The sequence below is a fragment of the Methylocystis sp. genome, from assembly GCF_051061225.1.
GTDB lineage: Bacteria > Pseudomonadota > Alphaproteobacteria > Rhizobiales > Beijerinckiaceae > Methylocystis.
Genome location: NZ_JBPFEB010000004.1, coordinates 20500 through 44132 on the forward strand (window position 1 = coordinate 20500; position 23633 = coordinate 44132).

The 23633-nt window shown below is 62.4% G+C and carries 15 protein-coding genes and 3 pseudogenes; 8 read left to right on the forward strand and 10 right to left on the reverse strand.

The genetic code is table 11. The features are described 5' to 3' along the window. Positions 1 to 10: 10 nt before the first annotated feature. Positions 11 to 253 carry a type II toxin-antitoxin system Phd/YefM family antitoxin gene (locus ACR652_RS00230; RefSeq protein ID WP_434504506.1) on the forward strand — a complete coding sequence of 81 codons (243 nt, stop codon included), beginning with the start codon at positions 11 to 13 and terminating at the stop codon, positions 251 to 253. After that, positions 253 to 678, forward strand: a complete 426-nt coding sequence (locus ACR652_RS00235) for a type II toxin-antitoxin system VapC family toxin (protein ID WP_434504507.1) — start codon at positions 253 to 255, stop codon at positions 676 to 678. The genes ACR652_RS00230 and ACR652_RS00235 overlap by 1 nt, the downstream gene beginning before the upstream one ends. Before the next feature lie 552 nt (positions 679 to 1230). Here ACR652_RS00235 and qhpG read toward each other — a convergent pair. The 4 genes from qhpG to ACR652_RS00255 are packed head-to-tail and all read right to left on the reverse strand — an operon-like array spanning position 1231 to position 7526. Next, positions 1231 to 2652 carry a flavin-dependent monooxygenase QhpG gene (gene qhpG / locus ACR652_RS00240; RefSeq protein WP_434504508.1) on the reverse strand — a complete coding sequence of 474 codons (1422 nt, stop codon included), beginning with the start codon at positions 2650 to 2652 and terminating at the stop codon, positions 1231 to 1233. Then, a complete protein-coding gene (locus ACR652_RS00245) occupies positions 2615 to 3991 on the reverse strand; it encodes a radical SAM protein (RefSeq protein WP_434504509.1) in 1377 nt (458 codons plus the stop codon). Before ACR652_RS00245 ends, qhpG begins: the two co-directional genes overlap by 38 nt. Continuing rightward, on the reverse strand, positions 3988 to 6132 hold the full coding sequence (locus ACR652_RS00250; protein WP_434504510.1) for a hypothetical protein: 2145 nt from the start codon (positions 6130 to 6132) through the stop codon (positions 3988 to 3990). Before ACR652_RS00250 ends, ACR652_RS00245 begins: the two co-directional genes overlap by 4 nt. A 14-nt stretch (positions 6133 to 6146) precedes the next feature. Further along, positions 6147 to 7526, reverse strand: a complete 1380-nt coding sequence (locus ACR652_RS00255; protein WP_434504511.1) for a ferritin-like domain-containing protein — start codon at positions 7524 to 7526, stop codon at positions 6147 to 6149. A gap of 661 nt (positions 7527 to 8187) precedes the next feature. Here ACR652_RS00255 and ACR652_RS00260 point away from each other — a divergent pair. From ACR652_RS00260 to ACR652_RS00280, 5 genes and pseudogenes are all read left to right on the forward strand, one after another. Further along, entirely contained in the window at positions 8188 to 9750 is a 1563-nt protein-coding gene (locus ACR652_RS00260) for a GMC family oxidoreductase (RefSeq protein WP_434504519.1), read from the forward strand. Positions 9751 to 9837: 87 nt separating this feature from the next. Beyond that, entirely contained in the window at positions 9838 to 11616 is a 1779-nt protein-coding gene (locus tag ACR652_RS00265; protein ID WP_434504512.1) for a thiamine pyrophosphate-requiring protein, read from the forward strand. Positions 11617 to 11660: 44 nt separating this feature from the next. After that, complete coding sequence (locus ACR652_RS00270; RefSeq protein WP_434504513.1) at positions 11661 to 12941, forward strand: hypothetical protein; 1281 nt, start codon at positions 11661 to 11663, stop codon at positions 12939 to 12941. Between the two features lie 164 nt (positions 12942 to 13105). Further along, positions 13106 to 15433 carry an ABC transporter substrate-binding protein gene (locus ACR652_RS00275; RefSeq protein ID WP_434504514.1) on the forward strand — a complete coding sequence of 776 codons (2328 nt, stop codon included), beginning with the start codon at positions 13106 to 13108 and terminating at the stop codon, positions 15431 to 15433. A 404-nt stretch (positions 15434 to 15837) separates the two neighbouring features. Next, positions 15838 to 17010 (forward strand): annotated as a pseudogene (locus tag ACR652_RS00280) (IS256 family transposase); the annotation flags it as partial. A gap of 147 nt (positions 17011 to 17157) precedes the next feature. On the opposite strand, the gene istB reads toward ACR652_RS00280, so the two are convergent. Together istB and istA are read right to left on the reverse strand one after the other, a co-directional pair. Next, positions 17158 to 17904, reverse strand: a complete 747-nt coding sequence (gene istB, locus ACR652_RS00285; RefSeq protein WP_434504515.1) for an IS21-like element helper ATPase IstB — start codon at positions 17902 to 17904, stop codon at positions 17158 to 17160. 12 nt (positions 17905 to 17916) lie between these two features. Continuing rightward, positions 17917 to 19443, reverse strand: coding sequence for an IS21 family transposase (gene istA / locus ACR652_RS00290; RefSeq protein WP_434504520.1), 1527 nt, complete (start codon positions 19441 to 19443; stop codon positions 17917 to 17919). Between the two features lie 358 nt (positions 19444 to 19801). Here istA and ACR652_RS00295 point away from each other — a divergent pair. Further along, positions 19802 to 19990: pseudogene (locus ACR652_RS00295) on the forward strand (IS5/IS1182 family transposase); the annotation flags it as partial. Positions 19991 to 20131: 141 nt separating this feature from the next. Here the strand turns inward: ACR652_RS00295 and ACR652_RS00300 are convergent. The 4 genes and pseudogenes from ACR652_RS00300 to tnpB all read right to left on the reverse strand — a co-directional run. After that, positions 20132 to 20614 (reverse strand): plasmid pRiA4b ORF-3 family protein, encoded by a 483-nt coding sequence (locus tag ACR652_RS00300; RefSeq protein WP_434504516.1) that lies wholly within the window; start codon positions 20612 to 20614, stop codon positions 20132 to 20134. Continuing rightward, positions 20611 to 21759, reverse strand: a pseudogene (gene tnpC / locus ACR652_RS00305) (IS66 family transposase); the annotation flags it as partial. The pseudogene tnpC (ACR652_RS00305) and the gene ACR652_RS00300, both read right to left, overlap by 4 nt. A gap of 6 nt (positions 21760 to 21765) precedes the next feature. Next, positions 21766 to 23295, reverse strand: a complete 1530-nt coding sequence (tnpC, locus tag ACR652_RS00310; protein ID WP_434504517.1) for an IS66 family transposase — start codon at positions 23293 to 23295, stop codon at positions 21766 to 21768. A 69-nt stretch (positions 23296 to 23364) separates the two neighbouring features. Next, positions 23365 to 23633: IS66 family insertion sequence element accessory protein TnpB (tnpB, locus tag ACR652_RS00315; protein ID WP_434504518.1), on the reverse strand; the 269-nt coding region annotated here is incomplete at its 5' end.

The window sequence follows — 23633 nt, forward strand, 5'->3', positions numbered from 1 at the left end:
GGAGCGCGGCATGAATGCGATCAATCTGGCAGACGCCAAAGCCCATCTCAGCGAGCTGGTCGACAGGGTCGAGGCCGGCGAGTCGATCGACATCACCCGTCGCGGCAAGCCGGTCGCGCGGCTCACCGCCGTGGCGAGGCCTCGCAAGCCAATTGACGCCTCGCAGCTTCAATCGCTGACGTCTGCGATGCGGCCTCAGTCTCAGAGCGCCGCTGATCTCGTGCGGTCGATGCGGGATGGCGATCGCTACTGATGCTCTATCTCGACACGTCTCTGATTGTCGCGGCGCTCTCAAAAGAAGCGGCGACGCCGCGTGTTCAGGCCTGGCTGGCGGTGCAGGACCCGGCGCAGCTTCTGATCAGCGACTGGACAATCACCGAGGTGTCGTCCGCCATGGCGATCAAGCTGAGAACTGGCCAGGTCAGCCTTGATCAGCGTGCCGCGGCTCTGGCCATGTTCAACAAGCTGGTTGCCGAGAGCTTCACCGTGCTGGGCGTGGCGGGCGGGCAGTTTCGGGCGGCGGCGAAGTTTGCCGATCAACACGCCCTTGGCCTCCGTGCGGGTGATGCGCTGCATCTCGCGGTCGCGTCGGAGCATGGCGCGACCTTGTACACGCTCGACCAGCGACTCGCCGAGGCAGGGCCAGCGCTCGGCGTCCCCGCGCAGTTGTTGGCCTGATCCGGGCCTTCTCCAGCGGCGCTGGCCTCTTTCGACTCTTAACCCGGCAAGCCCTCACTCCCACTCGATTGTTTGAAACCCGGCTAATGCGCTGTTCTACTTCGATCTTTCACCGCGTGCAGCTCAGCGAGCCGACGCTCAGTCCGTCAAAATCTTAGAGTTCTGATTTCAAAGGGACAATTTCCACGAAAATTTTTTTACGGTTTCGGCATCTATCGAGTCCGATTGCCTTGAAAACCCATCTTTGAAGTCTGACAGCCGCTCCGCCACCAGCAGGAAAAGTACCGTCATCCTCTTCATAGCAATTCTTCCCTCGTTGACGCGGAGATCTCAAACGGCTCCAGGCACGGTTCGGTGGCGCGTGCTTCGACCAACTCTCGAGCCGTTCGTCAAGTGAGTGATCGAGTAGGCGCATTTTCCGAATTCCGCGGCATAGAAGAGAGCCGACCTGATGATCGACTTGCGTGTGGCAGCAAATCAAATAAGTCATGGCGATATCGGCCCCAGGGAGCGTGGCATTATATTGGCGCAACCAAAGGTAATGATTTGGAGTTAATGCGCAGCCTCAATTACGCCGCGGGCGATGAGCCAGTCGAGAATCGCGTGCGCGCGTGCTGGCGGGATCCGTCGCGACCACTTTTCAATGAGCCGGGCGGGCGAGTCCGCGTACGCGAGGTCTTCGAGCAGCAATGCGAGTGCCGTGCCGCCTAGGTACGCGATCGGGCGGTCGAGGGCGGGGTGGTGCAGCGCGGGCACGAGGTCGACGAGGTCGTCGATGATACCAGGTATGGCGGTCACCGTCGCCGCGCGGGCGAGGGTTAGCGCGGCTGGACGCGCGACGGGCGATCCAGCTGACAGCGCAATCGGGGCAATCGGTGCGGGTACGAGCGTGGCCGTCCGCCGAAGCCAGAACGTGCCATTGAACGACTTGGCCCGCTCGGCATAGAGCCGCTTGGACCACGCCGCGTGGCGCGCAACTGATTCGTCGCACCGCCCGCTGTAAAACGCTAGTGCTGCGTCTGTGCGTGCTGAGGCCACGAGGATTGTGTGAACGACAATCGCAGCGTGTAGCGCCGTGCTGATCGCTGCCTGCACGCCCTGTGCCGACAGCGGATCAATCGTGAATGCGGCTTCGCCGATTCGCAGGGCGTCGCGCGCGACAACGGAGTCCCGTGCATGCGCGGTTGCATCGCGTACGACGACTGGCGCGAGGTCCGTCCAGCCGCAGGCGATCGGCGACGCCGCGAGGCGCGCGCGCAGTGCTCGGTCGCGCGCGTCAAGCGAGTGTGGCTCGTCGACGAACACCATGACGCTGGCGCGGCCGTCGGGGAGCGGCGCAGCCCATAGCCAGCCGTCGGCAAGTGCCTCGACGACGGGCAGCGTGAGCTTGGCGCCGCGCGCGTATGTGGTTAGCGCTAGCGTTCGGGCGCCTGATCGCCGCGGCGCGTCGCCGCCGAACAGTCCCCGGCGCCCAGTCGCTTCGCATACAAACCGCGCCTCCAGCTCGCACGTGCGCCCATCTGCACGTAACGGAACGCGCCATCTGTTGTTGGAATCGCGGCGCGCGGGGCGTTCGGCGGTCACAGGGCGCAGCACACGCACGCCCGCCCGCGCCGCCGTCGCGAGCAACGCTTCGTCGAGCCGCGACCGCTCGATTAGTAGCGCCGGATGAGCTACTCTTTCCGCCTCGGTCGTAGCCCACCGCACCACCGCGGCGGGCATGCGCAGTGGGCCGAGCTCCTCAAACGCGTCACGCACGCCCGCCGCGTCGAGCATCGGCACAACGCCCGGTGCGAGCGATTCGCCGGGCCGCCCGGCGCAGGACATGGCGCGTTCGACGAGGCACACGTCGTGACCAAGTATCGCGAGTCGCCGCGCGAGGATGGCGCCGCTAGGCCCCCCGCCGACGACGCAAACTTCGCACTCAAGGTCAGGCTCAGGCATCGAACGCCGCGGCGTCCGCAAGGCGAACATACGCACCGAGGCAGTAGTGCAACCAGCCGCGGATGTAGTCGCACGCGGGCCGCCCGCGGTGGATCACCTCATGGTGGCAGCCGCCGCCGCACATGTACCGCGCCCAGCAGCGCCGGCACGGTTCTTGGCGGTGCACGTGCCGCTCACCAAGCCAAGCGGCGCGCCGCTCGGCGTCGATACCTTCGGCGAGTGAGCCGAGTGCCCCAGCCGGATCGCCGATGAAGCGGTGGCACGCCGACAGATCGCCTGCCGCCGACACGCTCAGGTAGCCCGCCCCAGCGCCGCACGGGTACGGGCGGTGCGTGCCGCGCGCGAGTTCGCGCATCGCGTTCGTCATGTTGGCAAACGCGTAGCGCTGCCCGGCGCGCACGGCACGCTCGTAAGCGCGGCCACAGGAGATCATTTCCGCGAGCATCGTGTCAAGGTCCGGTGCCGCCAACTCCCCCGAGTTCGTCGGCGAAGCGAGCATCGGCGAGAAGCCCACGCTGTGGAAGCCGAGCGCAATTAGCGCGTCTAGGGAATCCCGGAGCGCGAGGTTCCGAGGCGTGACCGTGACGCGCGCGGAAACCTGCATGCGGCGCTGCATAGCGAGCAGCGGGGCGATCAAGTCGAGAATGCGCGCGTAACTTCCGCGGCCGCTCTTGAACGGGCGCTGGCGGTCGTGCACCTCGCCGATGCCGTCAAGGCTGACCGTCACCGCGAAGCCATAGCGCTCGAAGAATGCGCCGTCGTCGGGTGTGACGAGCGTGCCGTTAGTCGTAATCGAGAAGGTCACGACCACGTCCCGTGCAGCGGCCAACTCCGCCGCGCGCTCGGTCGCTGCGCGCAGCACAACGCGGTTCGCCAGTGGCTCGCCGCCCAGGAACGAGAGGTTGATGCGCTCGCCAGGCACCACGTCAGCGAGAAGTTTGTCGACCGCGGCGTGCGCCATATCAAGCGACATCGCCGCGGGCTCGCCGCCGAAGCTACCCTCGCGCGCGTAGCAGTAACTGCAGGCAAGATTACACTTCTGGGCCACGGCGAGCGATAGCGCCCGAACCGGCGGCGACGCAGGCGGCGCGTCGTCGACGAACGGGCTTCCCCCTGATGTTCTCGCGATGCCGAGCCGCGTGAGCTCGCGATCGACTGCGTCGTCACCCGCCGCGATCGCGCGTTCGAGCGTCGCGAATGCCCCCGCGTCGACGCCGAAAATCTGCGAACCTTCGACTACGAGCACGTGCGGCTGCGAATCCGCTTCAAAGAGGTGCACCGCCGCCGCGCGAGGGGCCGCCGCTTCGCCGATCGCTCGCCCGACGGGCGAGCCACGCCGCGCGCGCGCCGGCACGAGCGCGGTCGTCACTCCTCATCCTCACCGCCAATCACGAACGCAAGCTCCTCCCATCGCGTGAACAAATCGACGTGCGAGTATAGGCGCGAGTCAACCCAGTCGTCTATTACGTAAACCGCCGAAGCACCCCGCCCACGGCTCTTCTGCATCCAGTTATTGCCCGTGCTCGTGCCGTCGGGCAGCGCGTCGACGTTGACATAGTCGGGCCGGCTCGCGGCCCAGTAGAAGCACGCGCATTCGCGATAGTCGTTCTGCCATGGCGAGCACAGGCTCTGCGAGAGCGCACCGGGCTCCGCGAGGTTGCGCGCGATCACCGCCGTGCCGTCGGCGAAGAACCCCTGCACGCGCAGTTCGACTTCGAACTCGGGCCCCGGGCGTGCATGCAACGGCTCAGCACGGAACACGCAGCGCACGAGCTGCCCGGCCTTCGGCATGATCGCAGCGAGGGCATTTGACCACTCAAGCGCCATCACCGGCTTGCCTGTTGTGGTGTCGGGCAGCGGCACGCTCTCCGCGGCCCCAACGAGCGGTCCGGTCACCGGCACAGTAACTGGCATGCCGTCGACCGACTGCAGCCACATCCCCACAAGCCCCGCGGCGTCGGGCGGCGCGGCAGCGGTGACCTCGACCACGAGGTTTGCGGCTTCGTGCAACACAATACCTTCCAGCACGCGCTTCCACGCGTTACGGAAATCCATCTCAAGCCCTGGGTAAGAGTTTGATATCGCGGACCGGGGGTGCGCGCTTGGCGGATTGCCGGCAGCATCGTACGCGAGCTGCGCGGTTCGGTTTTTCGGCGCGATCGCTGGAAGGCGCGTTCTGTTCGGTGACGTTGGCGGCGCGGCGGCGAGCCCCTTGCCAGCGGCGACCTGCGCGGCGCCTCCGCGGATTAGCGCGACCTGCCTACGCGTCAGCGCGAGGTAGCGCCCATCGGCGCCGCGCATCAGCGCTGGCATCAAGCGGCGGCCGGCGTCCGACAGGTCGCCGACCGCGTCGTACTCGCGCAGCACCCGCGCGAACCACGCGAGCGTACCCGACTCAAGCGCGAGCAGCACGCGCTCGTGCCGGGCACGTACAGCGAGTGCGTCGACGACCGACGGATTCATGATCGGTTCGGGTGCGCGGGCGCGGTCGAGATAGTCCATGCGCGCCATTCCGACACCGCGCGTACTCCGCGACGCGCGATTCATAACCTCGGTGTTCATCAGCTTCACGGTTTCAAGCACGCGTCGTACGATGCCCGCGACCTCGGTGTCGGAAACGCGATCAGCAATGTTGGGGCCGAGCAGCGCTTGTACGAGCTCGTCGTCAACGGTGCGCACAGGCTGCGAATCTGGCGCGAACGTCGGCGGGCCGATCGCGATGCGCGCGAACGCTGAGTGCGCCGCTACCTTCACCTCGACGATGCCGTCGCACTCGTCGTCGAGGTAGCCGAGCGATGTCGACCCGTCCGACTCCGCGGCGTAGATCTCGCCGGGTATCGTGATGCGCGGATCGCTATCGTCGTCCTTGTAGCCTTTCCAGGTCCCGCGCGCCGCGTCGTAGACGTCGTCAGCAACGTGGGGGTTCCGGTCCGGGCCGTAGACCTTGCCCGCAGCTGGCGTGATGCGCAGGCGGATTCCCGGGACGGCTTCGGTCGGTCGGATGTACTGCGCGTGTCCGAGCGGAAGAACCTTGTCGGTCTTGAAATTACATGAGACCCCCTCAAGCGCGCGCCGATCATGGTCGGAAAACGGCCCGAGCTTTGCCTCGATGCGATCGTTCGGATCGCGCGTGCGGCGGAACGCTTTGTGGTTTGCAACATGCACGCTCCATTGTACGAAGTTCGGATTCATCCCTGCCTCGGCCAGATTCTGGATCGTCAGAGGGACGAGGTCGTCGCTATCGTCGAAACGCGCCCAAACTTCGAGGAACGGCGCGATTGGCCGGATGCGGCCCTGCTCGTCGCGGAAGCGCACGGGCGCCGGGGGCGTCGCAAGCGTCGCCTCCCCAGTGATCGTGTCGACGACTAGCGTCGGTGCGATGACGATCATCCTCGCGCCGACCGGGTTCGTGATCTCCAGCTTGTAGTTGTCCATCGGCGAGGGCGATGAGCCGAGCCGGCCGATGACGAACGGTGGCAGGATCCGGATCTCGACAAGTTGACGGGCCACGGGAACCCCTGCTGTCAGCGACCGATGGCGGTGGCGATGATGTCGAGCGCGCGCTGGTCGGCGGCGCGCATCGCAGTAAGGTAACGCGCATTCCTCGGATCCGCTGCAGCGAGGACCTCAATAAGGTTGCGCGCGGTCTGGAGTCCATCCCGGAGCATGCGCCAGCGATCTTGCTCCCGTCTGGGCAGCGCGAGGCTGTACGGGAGGTCGAACGGCAGACCGGCGGTCGCCTTCCTAGGGTCCTCGCCTGGACGCCTGGGCAACGCCGCGAGCACGTCGGCGACGGAGCGCAGGTGGTACATCTCACCGAACGCCCAGCTAATGAGCAACCCGCGGGACGACCGCTCGCCGGAAGCGACCGGAGACTCGATCGAGATTGCTTGCGACAAAAACTGGAGTAGCAGCGAATAGCGCACGTTACCCAGCTGCGCCCAGCGCTGCGCGACCGGGTCGGTGATGCGGTTCCCCTCGCGTGCGGGATCCGAGTCCGGCTTCGAACTCGCGGTCGGGTTCGTCGGCAGCGGGCGTGACGGCGCCCACGTGCCGTCGGCTGGGAGCTGGCGGTAGATCGCGAGGAAGCGCTGGAAGTGGGACGCGCCGGCTAACGGCAGCGACGGCGTCGTCGTGCCCTCGCCTTGCTGCGCGACGCGCGTTAGTGCGTCGATTGCGTCCTGCCGCTCGCGTGCCTGGAGGATGAGCACTTGGTCATCGCCGAGACCCCACTCGTCGGCACGGACCTGGTAGGCGACAGAATCCCCGACAAGGTCTGCGCTCTCGATTGACGTCGGCACATCCGTAGGCACCGACATTGGCATGGGTTTGAAAAGGTCGATCATCGCCTGGTAAAGCAGGCCGACGCGGTTAACCGTTCCTGCTTGCTTCGGGATCACGTTCTCGATCGCGTCGATCTCGGCGCGCAGCTCGGGAGCCATCGTTTCGCGCGCGGGCGCTTCGGCAAGCACGTATTTCGCGAGCGAAACGCGCGTCAGCGGCTCAAGCTCGAACGCGAACGGCGAGTATGGGCTCATGTTCGGGAAGTCGTCGCGGTCGAAGCACAACGCGCCACCTATGAACTGGATGATGTTCTCGACTGTCGCGAGGTGCCCCATCTCTTCTCGCGCGATCTCGGTGATCGACTTCCGCCACTCGTCAACGAGCAGCACGTTCTCCGCGGGCACCTGCGGGCCACCCAGCGAGAACGCGGCGTAGAGGTACTGGACCATCAGCGCGTGCTCTATTTCCGCCGCTGAGTATAGCAGATAGAGCGCCTTCGCGCGAGGCGGTAACGGCAGCTCCGTCGACGGAATGTTGACCCCAACGTCGAACGCCCCGCCGTCGCGGAGGCCGCTCGCGATCGCCGCGAGCGTTGGACCACGTTCCGGATCGCGGCGCACCCATACGAGATCTCTTGCAATTCTCGACGACACGCTAGTCCTTTCCGCAATACACGTTAATGCGCTCTCCGCCTTCCGGGATTATTCGCGATCGCACTGACGTTCGTCAATAAGAGCTTACCGGACGACGCCACGCGTGAGGTGGCCGCAATTTGTCGGCGAGCAAGCATCCCTTGCGCGAGACGGTGAAATGGTGCCGATCGGAATCGACAAGAGGTCATCCACGGCGAGGATTTTATACCGAGTGTCGCGACAAAGCGATTAGAAACATCTTCTCGTCCACCGGCTTAACGCGAAAATTAGCAAATCCGTCTCACGCCCCACCACCCGCGCCATCGAGCACTCCCAGCGTGACCGCAACCATGCTCTCCGCCTCTTTTCGGGAGTTCACTGAATGCCCAAACCGGAGCGCAATCAGCGAGAAGGCCAAACAAATGCTATCTCATGCTGTACGCCAGTGGCAACACTGATCGCTGAGCGCGTCTTTCTATTGACAAGGTGATAGCAAAGAGTTCACGATTCGAAAATTAGTTTGCGGGAGTGGCTTTGACGATTTCTTCATCGCGGCGTCAGGAGAAGACCGCCGACCAGGCAAGTCGCAGCGCACTACTGAATTAGATGATTGGTTGAGGGAGTCTTCGACGTGAGCGAGCACCAATTTATGACCGGGAGCGAGGCAGTTCTGGCCCGAAGTTACGACTTCGTTATATGCGGATCTGGTTCTGGCGGCTCGGTGGTAGCTCGTCGCCTAGCCGAAAATGCGGACGTGAGCGTACTTCTGCTGGAGGCGGGGGGCGATGATGATCGGCCGGAAGTTCTGGAGCCCGGAAAATGGACTTTGAATATCGGAAGCGAGAGGGACTGGAACTTCCGAGCAGATCCGTCTAGTGGCGTGAACGGCCGTGCGCTTCCCATCGGAATGGGCAAGGTCCTAGGCGGTGGGTCGAGCATCAACGCGATGACCTGGGCACGCGGGCATCAGAGCGACTGGGATTTCTATGCATCCGAAGTGGGAGACCCGGCGTGGAGCTATGCGTCAGTGTTGGACATCTATCGTCGGGTTGAAGACTGGCATGGCGTCCCAGACGCTAAGTACCGTGGAACAGGAGGCCCGATGTTTGTCGAGCCTCCTCAAAATCCCAGTCCTCTAGTTCCCTCTACGCTCGAAGGAGCGCGTTCAGTTGGAATACCCACCTTCGAGAGTCCAAACGGTCGGATGATGGAGGGAGCGGGGGGCGCTTCTATTATCGAAATGATTATCCGCAACGGCAAAAGGCAGTCGGTGTTCCGATCGTATGTCGCGCCCTATATCGGCAGGCCGAACCTTACGGTCCTCAAGCACGCCTTGGTCACTCGCTTGACCTTCGCCGGACGCCGAGCCAACGGTGTGGAGATTGTCCACCACGGTGACATTCATAGGATTTCCGCCGGGTGTGAGGTGGTTTTGTCGCTAGGAGCAGTTAACACCCCGAAGGTGCTGATGCTGTCGGGCATCGGTGATCAGGCCGAACTGAAAAAATTCGGGATCCCTGTCTTGCAGCACCTCCCGGGTGTGGGCCAAAATTTTCAGGACCACGTTGGCTTCAGCTGTGTCTGGGAGTATCGGGAAGCACTTGAGCCGCGCAACAGCATGACTGAAGCGACCTTCTATTGGAAGAGCAACGCTGAACTTGCCGTGCCAGATATGTTTGCTTGCCAACTCGAAGTCCCGTTTGCGAGTGCGGAGAACACTGCCAAGTTTAAACTGCCGGATGCTGGCTGGACAATGCACGGCGCTGTCGCCCAACCGAAGAGCCGTGGGCGGATTCGCCTAACGGGGTCTGAACCGCGGGATCCCGTACAGATCGAAGCGAATTTCCTGTCTCACCCGGACGATATGAAAGTTGCTGTAGCCTGCGTGGAACTTTGTCGCGAGATAGGTAACTCCGCCCCGCTTCGACCTTTTGTGAAGCGCGAAGTGATGCCGGGCAACCTGAAAGGCAGAGAACTAGAGAACTTTATCCGCGATGACACTATCACCTATTTTCACGAGACGTGCTCGGCTAAGATGGGTCGAGACGCTATGTCGGTCGTCGACGGCAGCCTCCAGGTTTATGGTGTTGAAAGCCTTAGCATTGCAGATGGGTCCATTTTGCCCCGCGTCACGACGGGCAACACCATGGCTCCGTGTGTAGTGATTGGGGAACGTGCAGCGGAAATACTCAAAGCAAAATACAAGCTCTAACGTGCCGTCGGGCAATCGAACTTTATTCTGATGGGTGCCGCTGAAAGTTATCTTAAAGGCTGAAATTCCGCTGTAAGGAGCGTCGTAATGGTCAAACATGAGAACTGCTCGGCGCAGAAGTCTGTTGAAGCCGAGACGGTTGCCCAAGCGTTTATCGAACTTCTAGTGGACCGCGGAATCGACCACCTTTTTGGAAACGGAGGCACGGACTTTGCACCTATTCTCGACGCATTAGCGTGGGCGAAGGCGCAGGGGAGACGCGGATTGGTCCCAGTCACTGTTCCCCATGAAATGGTGGCTGCGAGCATCGCCCACGGTTACTACCTTGTGACCGGGAAGCCGCAAGTCGTAATGACCCATGTCACCGTGGGCACTGCGAACGCTACGGCGGGAATAATAAACGCGGCGCGAGACAACATTCCTATCATATTTACTGCGGGTAGAACGCCGCTGACGGAGGCTGGGCGTCCCGGGTCGAGAGACACGCACATCCACTGGGCTCAAGAGTCCTTCGACCAAAGTGCCATGGTTCGTGAGTACGTGAAGTGGGATTACGAGCTTCGAAACGAAGAACAGCTTGAGACCGTAGTCGATCGAGCGATCGCCCTCGCGATGACCCCGCCGCGTGGGCCCGTGTATCTAACTCTTCCACGCGAAGTGCTGGCCCAAAAGCTATCCAAGCCCTTCTTTTACAGCTCTCCGATGCGTCAATCGCCCGTCATGGCGAACCGGCCAGATCCGTCCTGCATAGATGACGCGGCTTCCCTGCTCGCCGCCGCTGAGGCACCGCTTATCATCACCACATGTGCCGGCCGCTCGGAAGAAGCGTTCAATGGGCTTATCCGCCTCGCGGAACTCTGCGGTGCGCCAGTCGTCGTGAGCAAGAGCCGATACCTCAACTTCCCAACGGAACACCCGCTACACCTTGGTTTCGACCCCCACCCTTTCTTCCAGGCCGACGAGGACCTTTACGAGGCCGGCGCGGATGTTGTCCTAGTCATAGACTCAGATGTCCCGTGGTACCCGTCCCGCGGCCGGCCAAAGGAGAAGGCTCACGTCATACAGATGGCGCAGGATCCGTTTTACTGCCGTTACCCCATCCGCGGATTTCCTTGCGACGTCCCCCTCGCGGGGGAGCCCGCTCAGTCGCTCGGTCTCCTGGTTGAGGCGGTGAAAAATAAGGTCGACCCGAGAAAAGTCGAGGCGAGGAAGTGCCACCTTCGAACAATTCACGATGCGCAACGCGCGCGCTGGAAGGCTACGGTCGCCGACGCCGCGAAGGCGGAGGAAATCACGATGGAGTGGGCGACTCACTGCATCGACCAGGTGAAGGACAATGACACCATTGTGATCAATGAATATGACATGGTGGCTGAGCAAATGCACTTCAAAAAGCCGGGGACTAACTTCGAGCAGTCCTCTGCAGGCGGGCTTGGTTGGGCTTTAGGTGCCGCTCTTGGCGTAAAACTTGGAGCGCAGAGCCGCACCGTAATCTCGATCGTTGGTGATGGGAACTACATGTTCTGCGTCCCTACGTCCGCGCACTTTGTCGGGTCAGCTTATAATCTCCCTACGCTGACCGTCATTTTTAACAACCAGTGTTGGAACGCCGTCAGGAAAGCGAATCTCGGTATGTACAAGGGAGGCTGGGCGGAACGGACGTGTTATTTCCCTCTTAGTGAACTTTCCCCGTCCCCTCGATTTGAGCTCATCGCTCAGGCTTGTGGAGCCTACGGTAGGGCCGTCTCCGACCCCAACCTTCTTGAGGACGAGCTTCGCAAGGCCCTTGAGGTCGTTCGCATAGAAGGACGACAAGCGGTAATCAACGTCATCTGTAGACTCGAACCACAGGTGACTTGTACCTGACTCATTTATCCTCAGAGGCTAAGATCAACGGAGTTCGTAATCTCATGGCAAATGTCATTTTCTACTCCACGGGTGAAATTTTCTGGGTGAGTGATCCGCCGCCTGGCAAACCGCATATCGGGGTCAGCCAGATATTTCCTCCGGTACCCCCTGATCATTTCTTCACTTACTCGAGGGCTGCCCACGCTCTTGAGGAAGCAGGCCACACTATCATCGGAGCCTACGGCCGTCAGCGACGGGAAGTACGGGATTGCAATGGCTTGGGGAAAGTCGGCGGGCCAGATCCCCAAATCCTGGCATTGGGTGAACTTGAACAACCCGCTGACACGGTCCTTGTGCTCATCGCTACTGACACTGGGACTCAAGCCGAAGGTGGGGTCGATGTTTATCCTCAAATTCCGTTCACCGCGGAGGAGGTGGCAGCTGTCACTCGGTTCCGCGAACGGGGAGGTGGACTGTATGTAACCTGGGACCACGGCCCGCTTGGGTATAATCGACTCAAGGAGCTTGGACTGCACGAACCGTTGTCGCCCGAACCAGCAGAGCCATACCGTCCTAACGTTGAGTGGAGCAACGACAGCACAGGTGAGGCCAAGGTGCGCACCGAAGGCTTCCGCCGCCGCATGGATGGAAGTGTGGAGCCCGCGGATGTCTGGCTTTCGGTCGGGCCACCTGCCGGATATCTCCAAAAGATCGTTCCGGCCCAGATCGTTGGTCCTAAGCCCCAGCCTCCCCACCCAATCTTCAACGGCGTAGGAGGCTCGGATGGAATCTGGATACCCGCCCATATGCACGAAGGCAAACTAAAAGGAAAAGCGAGTCTCCGGGGCATCGACGAAACCGACCTGCCCCCGGGCGTCCGTTACCTGGCGCTGCACGTGCCATTCACCGAGACGACTTTCATCTCTTTCGGGGTGATGGCTTACCGCGACTCTGATCGCGCTAAGGGTTGTATCACCTCGGGGCGAGTTATATGGGACACTAGCTTCCACCACCTTGTAGACATCAATTGGGCGAAGGACGGCCTAGTTCCGTGGGATGCGTTCGCGCCATTCTCTGCTCAGGCTCTCTGGAAACAACAACTCCCCCCGGATCTATTCGAGGCCCGACTGGGACGAGGCATCAAGAGGCTTTTCGTCAATGCCGTGAAATGGCTCGCACACCAGTTGGGCGAACCGCCTCGCCTGCAGGCGATACAGGCCAAGCGGTCAGGCACGGCTCTCTCGTCTTCATTCGCCGCAACTGCGCCCAATATCGATGCGGAAGTCAACTCCACATTTGAGCCCCGCAATGATTACCCGCCGCCGGAAGGGTTAATTCACTGACTGTTTATGGGCTTGGTAAGAGCGCTCCCATGCCCTGGAGGCGCATCGGGGTTACCGAAGTTCGTGGACGGCAAGTCGGCTCACGTCCTGTGCAGGTGCGCCGCGTGTTCACTGACTAAGCGTTAAATTTGACGTACGTTCGCACCGCCATTGGAGGAACAGGAATGAGCGAGAATGGGCGTCACCTCATCATCGCGGTTGAAGAGAGTGACTCGACTGTCGGCTTCTACGACTCGGTTACCTTAAACGAGATTGGCCGCGTCGAGGTCGGATTCTGGCCGCACGAAATTGAGGTTTCCGCCGACGGGAAAACAGCTTACGTTACGAACTTCGGCGTGAAAGATTACGACGAGCAGATCGGCCGACCGGGGGCCAGTATCTCCGTCATCGACATTGAGAACCGGTGTGAGACAAGGCGACTATTCACTTTTCACGACGCGTATCAGTACCCGATTCGCCGGGCCCCTCACGGGGTGAAACTGAAGCCAGGGGGTAAATCGCTTTACGTGAACGTCGAAAAGGAGCAGACGATGCTCGTCTTCGACGTAACGGACCCGAAGCTCAATACACCAGTGAATAGTTTCGCCCTCGCCAAGACCGCTCGGGCACACGATGCGGCCTTTGTTAGTATTGAGCCCTCGCTGGAATACCCTATTCCCGAGGGCACTCACAACTTTCTCTTCAGCATTGATGGATCAACTCTTTTTGTCGTTTCCGGGATGGGAGGGATTACTGCTCTCGATCCGGAGAGCGGTGCGCTTCGCTACGAGAAACAATTTAGCTCTCCCGTCCGAGGGCTCACCTACGCCCCGGACGAGAAGTACCTTATCGCATCGCTACGAAACGAGATCAGATTACTCGAGCCGACCGAGAGACAGTTCCGGGAAGTGAAGGTGCTCGACAACGAGGGTAAGGGTTTCGGCGTAGGTCAGATCCTCTATTCAGAGCCGACTAGGCCGAATGCCGGCAACTACGAGATACTTGCGCCGGCAGTCTGGGAGAGTCAGGTACTCTTCGTCGACGCCGTAAGCGGCCGGGTCACCGGACGGGTGCACACGGGTCTTGATCCTATTCACATCGCCTTCGCCCCCGATGGGACTAAGGCCTACGTTACCCACGGTCGGAGTCGGTACATCTCTGTCATAGACGTAAAAAAGCGGGCGGTCGTTGACCAGATCCGGACGCGCGGGGGGCCAAATGGGATCGCGGTGGCTCCCTACTCCGTAGAGCCCGATCGGGGGAAGCTGGTCTTCGGGGCCTGCCTCCCCCTCTCGGGGCCGTTCGAGACCGAGGGACGAGAAATCCGGATCGGATACGAGTACTGGCGCGAGCGAGTGAACGCGGCGGGCGGGATACTCGTCAATGGGAAGCCGCATACGGTCGAGACAGCCTACCGGGATACCGGCCCGTTCCCGCCAAATTCGCCTGAAATTCCGAAGCTCGCGGAGGCCCTCATCAAGGAGGATGGCGCAAGATTCCTCTTTGGCACCTACCCGAGCCCGGCCCACGTAGAATACGCCAAGGTTGCGGAAGCAAACGAACTGCCCCTCGTCATCGCGACAGGTGCGGGAACCGAGATCTACAGCCCCAATTACAATTTTGTCTTCGGGATCATGTCCCCCGCGAGGCTCTATCTTGCTGGCACGGTGGAGGTGGTCCGGATGCTCGTGCCGAGCGATTCGCCCACCGTCGCATTTCTCTCATGCCAGGACTTCGCAGCATTTGAGGACGCGAAGGCTACTGCAAAGTTCGCGGTACAGAAAGGATTTGCCGTCAAAAGTCTAAAGACGCCTCCCGAGCTCCCAGCGGGATTCAAGAAGGAGTTTGTCAACGCGATGCCCCCCGGCGGGCCGGCTGTCCAAGTTGAGATCCTAACGTATCCGGATGGCCACAAGGAGTATGAGAATGTCCTTCAGCGAATGGCAGCCGAGCTCGACCTCGATCTTTGTCTCGCGACAGGGCACCTGGGTGAGAGTGTGGCCCTCGTAATTCAAGCCGCCAAGGAGCAGTTTCACCCAAGGGGGTTTGGATTAAGCGTCGGCCCGTCGCTTGCATCTTTCCGCGGCCAAGTGGCCGGCCAGGGCGTCTCGCCGGAGCACCTTTTCGGCGCAGCCCAGTGGACCGACCGAGCACCGGTTGTAGGGCAAGACATGTTTGTTACTCCGGGCGAGTTTGCCCGCGCATTCTTCGACCGGTTTAGCATGAAGGCCTCTTATTTTTCCGCCGGTGGGTTCGCCTGTGGCCTCGTCCTCCAGGAGGCTCTCCGTCGAGCAGGCACCGCCGATGGAAAAACAATAGCGGCCGAGGTCAGGAAACTCGACATCGAGACCTTCTTCGCGCGAATTCGGTTCGACGAGCGCGGTCTAAACGCTACAAAGCCGATGTACACGGTCCAGCTCCGCCAACACGGGGGTGAGTTCGAGGAGGTAATCCTCTGGCCCCCGCAGGGAGGAGTCTGGCCGAAACCTACTCCCCGTGGCGGGCCTAAATGAGAGGAGTTTGAACTGTGCCGGCCGAGCCGCTGCCTGTGCGGCGATTTTGTGCGGGCACGGCTCGATCAGATCGTCTACATGGCGCATCGGCTTGCGAGGCTAGCCGCGGCGACAGACTAATGCACATGCACAATCTGTCTGACGAGGCGCTATGCGAACCGCTGGCTGGAGAAAACCCTTGTTTTCAGCAGTTCTGGGGGAAAGAGTTTTTCGCGCATCGGCTTCCGTCGACCACCCGCTAGTGTCAGCGCACGGGCGAGGAGAAGCTCACGGGGCTGTTGGAGCCTGCAGGCTGCAGGAGAGCCTTTCGAGCTATGGCTGAAAATGGGTGATGAGGCCTGAGAAGGCGGCGTATCGTGGCGGGTGCTGAAGCCTGCCAGAGCCTCCAATGGAGCGATACGCCTATGAAGGACGATAGCACGATCATCCACCTGCGCCAGCCGGGCTTGGTTTCGGACCCGCTGACAGAGATCGCGAGAGAAGGCGCACAGCGCATGCTTGCAGCCGTGTTGAAGGCTGAAGCAGACAGTTTCGTCGAGATGTCCTCCCAAGAGCGCCTGCCTGACGGGCGCCAACGTGTTGTGCGGCATGGCGTCGGGCCGGAACGGGTCATTCAGACCGGGATCGGGCCAATAACCGTTCAGCGGCAAAAGGTACGGGACCGCGCCGACGATCTGCCGGCGTCGGCAAAAGTCCGCTTCAGTTCAAACATTCTGCCCAGATGGGCGCGCCGATCGCGCAGCCTCGACGCCTTGCTGCCGGTTCTTTATCTCCGGGGCGTCTCGATGGGCGACCTCCAGGAGGCGATGGCGGCCCTTCTTGGCCCAGACGCCCCGAACCTGTCGCCGAGCGTCATCGCGCGTCTTATCGAGGCCTGGCAGGAGGAGTATGACCGCTGGCAGCGTCGTGATCTTTCTGCCCGCCACTACGTCTACATCTGGGCGGACGGCGTCTATCTACAGGCGCGGATGGAGCCGCAGGCTGAATGCATCCTCGTCATCATCGGCGCCACGCCCGAAGGTAAAAAGGAGCTTCTCGGTTTCCACGTGGGCACCCGGGAAAGCGCGCAAAGCTGGCGCGAGTTGCTTATCGATCTCAAAGCGCGCGGCCTCACGATTCCTCCCCAACTTGCGGTCGGCGACGGCGCTTTGGGCTTCTGGAAGGCGATGGATGAGATTTATCCAGCCGCGCGGCATCAGCGCTGCTGGTTCCACAAGATCTCCAACATTCTTGGCAAGTTCCCGAAGTCTATGGCGGCGACGGTCAAAGCCGACCTGCAGGAGATCCATCACGCGGAAACCAAGGCCGCGGCGCGCGGCGCCATAGACGTCTTCAACAAAAAATACGGGGTCAAATACGCGCCGGCCGTCGCCTGCCTGACCAAGGATGAAGAAGCATTGCTGGCGTTCTACGACTTCCCGGCCGAGCACTGGGATCACCTGCGCACGTCCAATCCAATCGAGAGCGTATTCGCCACCGTCCGGCATCGAACCGTGCGCACGAAGGGCGCACTGTCGCAGAAGACGGTGAAGATCATGGTCTTCACGCTCATTCGGGCGGCGTCGAAAACCTGGCGTGCCGATTCCGACGAAGGCGCCCGTCTGTAACGGGATAATGCCGCCCCTGGATTCCGGAATAATGCCGCCCCCCTGTAACGGAATGATCCCGCCCGGGCGCCGGCGCCAGTTGGCTGTCGATTTTGTCTCACCTGTTCATGATTTCGGTCAAGCTGATTTCGCCTGTCTCCCGCGCGCCCGTCGCAGGCTCTCGCCGGCAAGTTCGATGCGGTGGGCGTTGTGCACGAGGCGGTCGAGGATTGCGTCGGCGTAGGTAGGATCGCCGATGATCTCGTGCCATGAGGTCACGGGAAGCTGGGAGGTGACGATCGTCGATCGACGGCCGTAGCGTTCCTCGAGGATTTCGAGGAGATCGTGCCGGGCGCTGGCGTCGAGCGGTTCGAGGCCGAAGTCGTGGAGAATGAGCAGATCGGCTCGGCCAAGGGATTTGACGAGGCGCGGATGACGGCCGTCGCCGCGTGAGAGGGTCAGTTCTTCACAGAGCCTGGGCCATCGATGATAGAGGACAGAGCGATTGTCGCGGCAGGCTTTCTGGCCGATGGCGCAGGCCAACCAGCTTTTGCCGACGCCTGAAGGACCAACCAGGGCCAAATTATCATGGGCGTCGATCCAGTCGCCGCCGGCGAGCTTTTGGAACAAGGCGCGGTCCAGACCTCGGGCGGTGCGATAGTCGACATCTTCCACGCTCGCCTGGTGGCGCAATTTGGCGGCGCGCAGTCGCGCCGTCAGCCGCTTATCCCGCCGCCAGGAGGTCTCCCGCTCGAGGAGCAAGGCGAGCCAGTCATGATGATTGAGTTCCTTCGCCTCGTTGGCCTCGGCGAGTTCGGTGAATGCCTTGGCCATTCCATAAAGGCCAAGGGCGTGAAGCTGATCGAGCGTTGGATGTTTGAGCAAGCTGTTGTCTCCTCAATGGTAGTAGCGAGAGCCGCGGATGTTGGGGTGGAGGATCGGGGCCGTCTCCGCGACGCGTTTTGGCGACGGCCGTCGATCGAGCTTGTTGTCGAGGATGGATTTGACCGAGCCGTAGGTCCGGGCGCCGATCTCGATGGCGCGCTCCGCCGCCGCCTCGACGCGGGCGGCGCCATAGGAGCCGACGAGGCGGACGATGCCGAGGCAAGCGCGAAAGCCCTGCTCCGGATGGGGCCTCGCCGCCAAGATCTGCTCGCACAGGGCCGCCGTCGCCGGGCCGATTTTGTGGGCGTCCTCCCGGATGCGCTCGATCGTCCAGCCCGCGTAGCGCCGGTGGCTGGACGGCATATGTTCGGGGATCGTCGTGTGCTTGCGGTTGCCGCTCTTCCGTAGATGGGCCGCGATGCGCTCGCCTTTGTGGAAAATCTCTACGCCGCGGGCAGTCAGGCGCGCATCCACCTCGGCCCGGGCAAAGCGGTAAGGGACGGAGTAGTAGTGGGCGTCGACCTCCACGTGATAATCGATCCCGACCCGGCGCAGCCGCCACTCGCAATATTCGTAAGGCTCGCTCGGCAAGGCTTTCAGTGCCGGACGGTCGACCTCCTCGAGTAATTGACGGCGCGTGACGCCGAGGCGACGAAGGACCTGCTTTTCGTTGAGTTGAACCAGCAACTCGCCGATTGCGTCGTCCACATCGGCGAGGCTGTAAAACGCCAGCCGACGCAGCCGCCCGAGCAACCAGCGCTCGACGATCAGCACCGCCTGTTCGACTTTCGCTTTGTCCCGGGGCTTCCTTGGACGCGCCGGCAGAATGGCGGTTCCGTAATGGGCCGCCATCTCGGCGTAGGTCCGGTTGACCTTCGGGTCGTAAAAGCAGGCCTTCACGACGGCGGTCTTGGCGTTGTCCGGCACGACGAGTTGCGGGACCCCGCCAATCGCCTCGAAAGCGCGTTCATGGGCGTCGATCCAGTCGGGCAAGGCCTGCGTCCAGGTCGCCTTGGCGAAGGTGAAGCTCGACGCGCCCAGCACGGCGACGAAAATCTGCGCCATGCGGATCTCGCCCGTCAGCCGGTCGATAATGACCGGAACGCCGTCGCCGGCGCAATCGACGAACAGACGCTCGCCCGCGGCGTGGGTCTGTCGCATGGTCACCGAGAGCGTCTTCTCGAAAGACCGATACAGCTCACAAAAGCGCGAGTAGCTGTAGCCGCCCGGGTTGGCGGCAATGTATTCGTCCCACAAGATCAGCAAGGTGACGTGCTTGCGCTTCAGCTCGCGGTGCACGGCCGGCCAGTCAGGCTCCTCGATGCGCCGATGGCCGCGCTTGCTGCGCCGATTGGCATAGAGCGCCGCCTCCAGCGCCGCGTCGCTCATATCCGCCGGCAAGGGCCAGGAGAGTCCGGCGCTCTCCGCCCGCTTCAACGCCTCCCGCACCGTCGAGCGCGCCATGCCGAGATGGCGGGAAATCTCGTGCGCCGAAACCGATGAAGATTTCAGTCGAATAATCTCGCGCGCATGGCGCATCGTAATCCGCTCCGCTGGCATTGATCGCTTCCCTGGATGCCCAAAGGAGGCGACCTGACAGGCCAACGGCGGCGCCCGCCACTGCTGGAAATCACCCGGGCGGGATCATTCCGTTACAGGGGGGCGGGATCATCTCGGAATCGGGGGGCGCGATCATTCCGTTATGGGGGGCGCCATCATCTCGTTTTAGGGGGGGCGCCATCAGTCGGAATCAGCACCTGGCGCAAACTGAAAGGAGCAAATCAGTTGCCTCGGCTCATCGAAGGCGTCAAATTCCTCGATGGTATCGCAAGCAGAGACGCCAAAGAAAATCGCGCCGCTTGATCAGCGCCCATCACCCAAATTCGGTCATAGCTCGAGCCTTTCCGTCGCGACTCGCACCGGTGCGGTGCGGCTCGCCGATTTTACAAAAGTGATCGTCAATACGGCGGTGCCGGAGAAGGCGGTCGCCTTTCCGACCGACGCGAGCTTGTGCATCAGGCGTGAACGGCTCGTCGCGATGGCCAAGAAGCATGGCGTGGCGCTGCGCCAGTCCTATGAGCGGATCGTAAGCCTCCGGTGAGACGGGCGGGTCAGTGGGGTGGCGGTTTTTTGGCGGTGGGCTTTCGGGACCAACGCTTGGCGAGAGCGTCGACTTCGGCTTGAGCGGCTCGGGGTCGAAGGCTTTTGGGTCGAAGTCCTCTCCGAGCTATTCGCGGATTTCATCGTGGCGCTCGTGCGTCTTGTCGCCAATCGCTTCCAGCATTTCGGCGTAGCCCCAGGGGCCGCCGACATCCTCTGGTGGACAGCATCCGGTCGCTTCAATGAGGCGTGGATAGATAACGCCGGGTTCGGCGTCATCGAGACGCTCGATTTTGATCGTGTGCTCCCAGCCGTCACCGAAGTCATAGAGGTAATGCAGCGTCTTCACGCCTGCGTCTTCCAGAATGTCGATGAGCTTCGCCTTGCGGGCGTCGAGCGGTCCGTCGGGCCAGTTGGGATCGGGCAGGCCCCATCCCGCATCGCCGGCGCGGATCTCGTAAAGATGGCTGTTCGTCCAGCCGAGCGCGGCCTGCAAGGTCAGATGCAGGCGATCGAGTTTTATCGAGAGCGGAACCTCGATGCAGCGCAGAACTTTCGGCTCCACGTCGTCGAGCGCGACTTTGAGGCGAACGATGGCGTTTGCGGTCATGCCGCGAGTTTACGGCCTTCCAGCGCCGCCGCCCAGCGCCACGGCAGCAGAGCGGCTAGGTCCGTGATCTTGTGATCGTTGATGCGGGCCAGCACGTCGGCGAGCCACGCCTGCGGATCGACGCCATTGAGCTTCGCTGTCGCAATCAGCGTGTAGATCGTCGCCGCCCGCTCCCCGCCACGGTCCGAGCCTGCAAAGAGCCATGATCGGCGCCCGAGGGCGACGGTGCGCAGCGCCCTTTCAGCGGCATTGTTGGTCAGGCAGATGCGCCCGTCGTCGAGGAAGCGTGCGAAGGCGCTCCAGCGCTTGAGCATGTAGTCCATCGCCTTGGCGACCTCGGCATGGCGCGACAGACGCGCCCGCTCGCGCTGCATCCAGTCTTCAAGCGCCGCGACGAGCGGCGCCACGCGCGCCTTGCGCACGGCCAGACGCTTTTGCGCGGAAAATCCGTTGACCTCGCGCTCGATGTCGAAGATCGCATCGATGCGCTTGACCGCTTCTAGGGCGAGCGGCGCAATCGCGCTTTGCTTGCCGAGCGCCTTGTTGCGCGTATGGCCGACGATGTCGGCGAGCACGAAGAACTTGCGCCGCGCATGGCTCCAGCACGCGGCCTCGACGATGTCGCCTGGCGATCGCCCCGGCGCGTAAAGCCGGTTGAACCCCGCATAGGCGTCGGCCTGAAGAACGCCGGCAAATTTTGAAAGATGGCGCTCGGGATGTTCGGCGGTGCGATCGCGCGAGTAGAAAAAGACCGCCGCCGGCGGATCGGCGCCGCCGAAGGGCGCGTCGTCGCGCACATAGGTCCATAGCCGACCGGTGCGCGTCTTGCCCCTGGCCAGAACCGGCACGGTCGTATCGTCGCCGTGTATGCGGGCGCCGGCGAAGATGTGATCGCGAATGAGGTCGTAAAGCGGGCGCAGCAGCAAGGCGCAGCCGCCGACCTGATCGGCGAGCGTCGAAAGGCTCAGCTCCACGCCTTCATGCGCATAGCGCGCCGATTGCCGGTTGAGCGGCTGATGCTGCCCATACTTCTCGAACAGGATCATCGCCAGAAGGCTCGGGCCGGCGAAGCCGCGCGGCAGCACATGGAACGGCGCCGGCGCCTGGGCGATTGTCTCGCAGTCGCGACAGGAGAACTGTAACCGCTGTTCTTAGGCCACGTCTTTGAGTTCGACCGGCGGCGCGTAGGCCCACGGCATGAGTTCGTCGAGCTTGCTCGCGAGATGGCCCTCGACGATTTTGGTGAGCACGTCGGTCATGTAGGCGAGCGGATCGACCCCATTAAGCTTGCACGTTTCGATGATCGAGGCGACGATCGCCCAGTTCTCGGCACCGCCGTCCGAGCCCGCGAAAAGCGCGTTCTTCCGATTTGCAATGGGACGGATCGCACGCTCCACGATGTTGGAGTCGATCTCGATGCGCCCGTCGTCGAGGAAACGCGTCAGGCCGTCCCAGCGCGACAGCGCATAGCGGATGGCTTCAGCAAGCTTCGTCTTTTGGCTGATGAGCGCGAGTTTCTCGCGCAGCCAGGGTTCAAGTTCCGCCAGGACCAGGCGGGATTTTTTCTGTCGCGCATCACGACGCTCGTCGCGACTCTGGCCGCGGATTTGGCTTTCAATGGAATAGAGCGCGCCGATGCGCTCGAGCGCCTCGCTGGCGATCGGCGCAGGCCCCGTTGCGGCGAGTTCATAAAAGCGCCGGCGGACATGTGACCAACAGAAGGCGAGCGACACGCTGTTCTTCTGCGCCAGCGCCCGATAGCCGGCGTAGCCATCAACTTGGACGACGCCCGCGAAGCCGGCCAGATGGGCGAGCGGCTGCTCGGATTTACGGTTTTGCGCATAGACATAGACGGCGAGTGGCGGGTCGGCGCCGCCCCATGGCCGATTGTCTCTCGCGTAAGCCCAGAGTTGGCCGGTCTTGGTGCGTCCGCGTCCTGGGTCGAGCACCGGCGCCCTCGTCTCGTCGGCGAAAATTTTCGTGGACGACCTGGTGTGTTCCAGGAGGCGCTCGTGCAGGGGCCGCAAGTGCCAAGCGGCGCGTCCGACCCAGTCGGCGAGCGTCGAACGATCGAGGGCGATCCCCTGCCGGGCGTAGATCTGAGCCTGGCGGTAAAGTGGAAGGTGGTCGGCATATTTGGAAACGAGCACATGGGCGACCGTCGCCTCGGTCGGCAGGCCGCCCTCGATCAGCCGCGCCGGAGCAGGCGCCTGAACCACCGCGCCCTCACAGGCCCGGCAGGCGTATTTGGGTCGGCGCGTCACGAGCACCCGGAACTGCGCCGGAACGACATCGAGCCGCTCGGAAACATCTTCGCCGATCTGGTGCAACAGGCTCCTGCAGCAGGGGCAAGCCTTGTCCTCGATATCGACGACGGTCTCGACGCGCGGGAGATGTCCGGGCAACGCGCCCCGGTTCGTGCGGCGCTTTCTGACCGCCTTCTCACGTTCAGGGGCAGAGCTGGCTTCTGCTTCCGCGGCCGCGACGGCTTCCGTCTGCTCGACCTCTTCGAGCGCGAGCAGCATTTGGTCTTCGGGGAGCGTCTCGGCGCGACGCCCAAATCGATGGCGCTGCATCTCCTTGATGATCTGAACGAGGCGCTCGTTGCGCGCCCGCTCAGCGAGAAGCATCGCCTTCAGCTCGTTCGGGTCGTCGGGAAGTTTCTCGATCGCCTGCGCCATGTGGGCAGAAGACCATATTTTCTGCCGACTTTCGACGATCTTCGACGCCCTGATTCACTGTGTCGCGGCTCATCCCGGCAATGACGGCGCCGGTGTATCCTTCGTATGCACGCGCTTCCAGTCGAGCCCCTCGAGCAGAGCCGAAAACTGCGTCGCGGAGAGTCGTATCGTTCCGTCTTCGATCTTCGGCCAGCGAAACTCGCCATCCTCGAGCCGCTTGGCGAAGAGGCAGACGCCTGTGCCGTCCCAGTAGACCAATTTGATCCGATCGGCGCGCTTGGCGCGGAAAACGTAGATGGCGCCGTCGAAAGGGTCCGCTCTTATCGTTTCGCGCACCA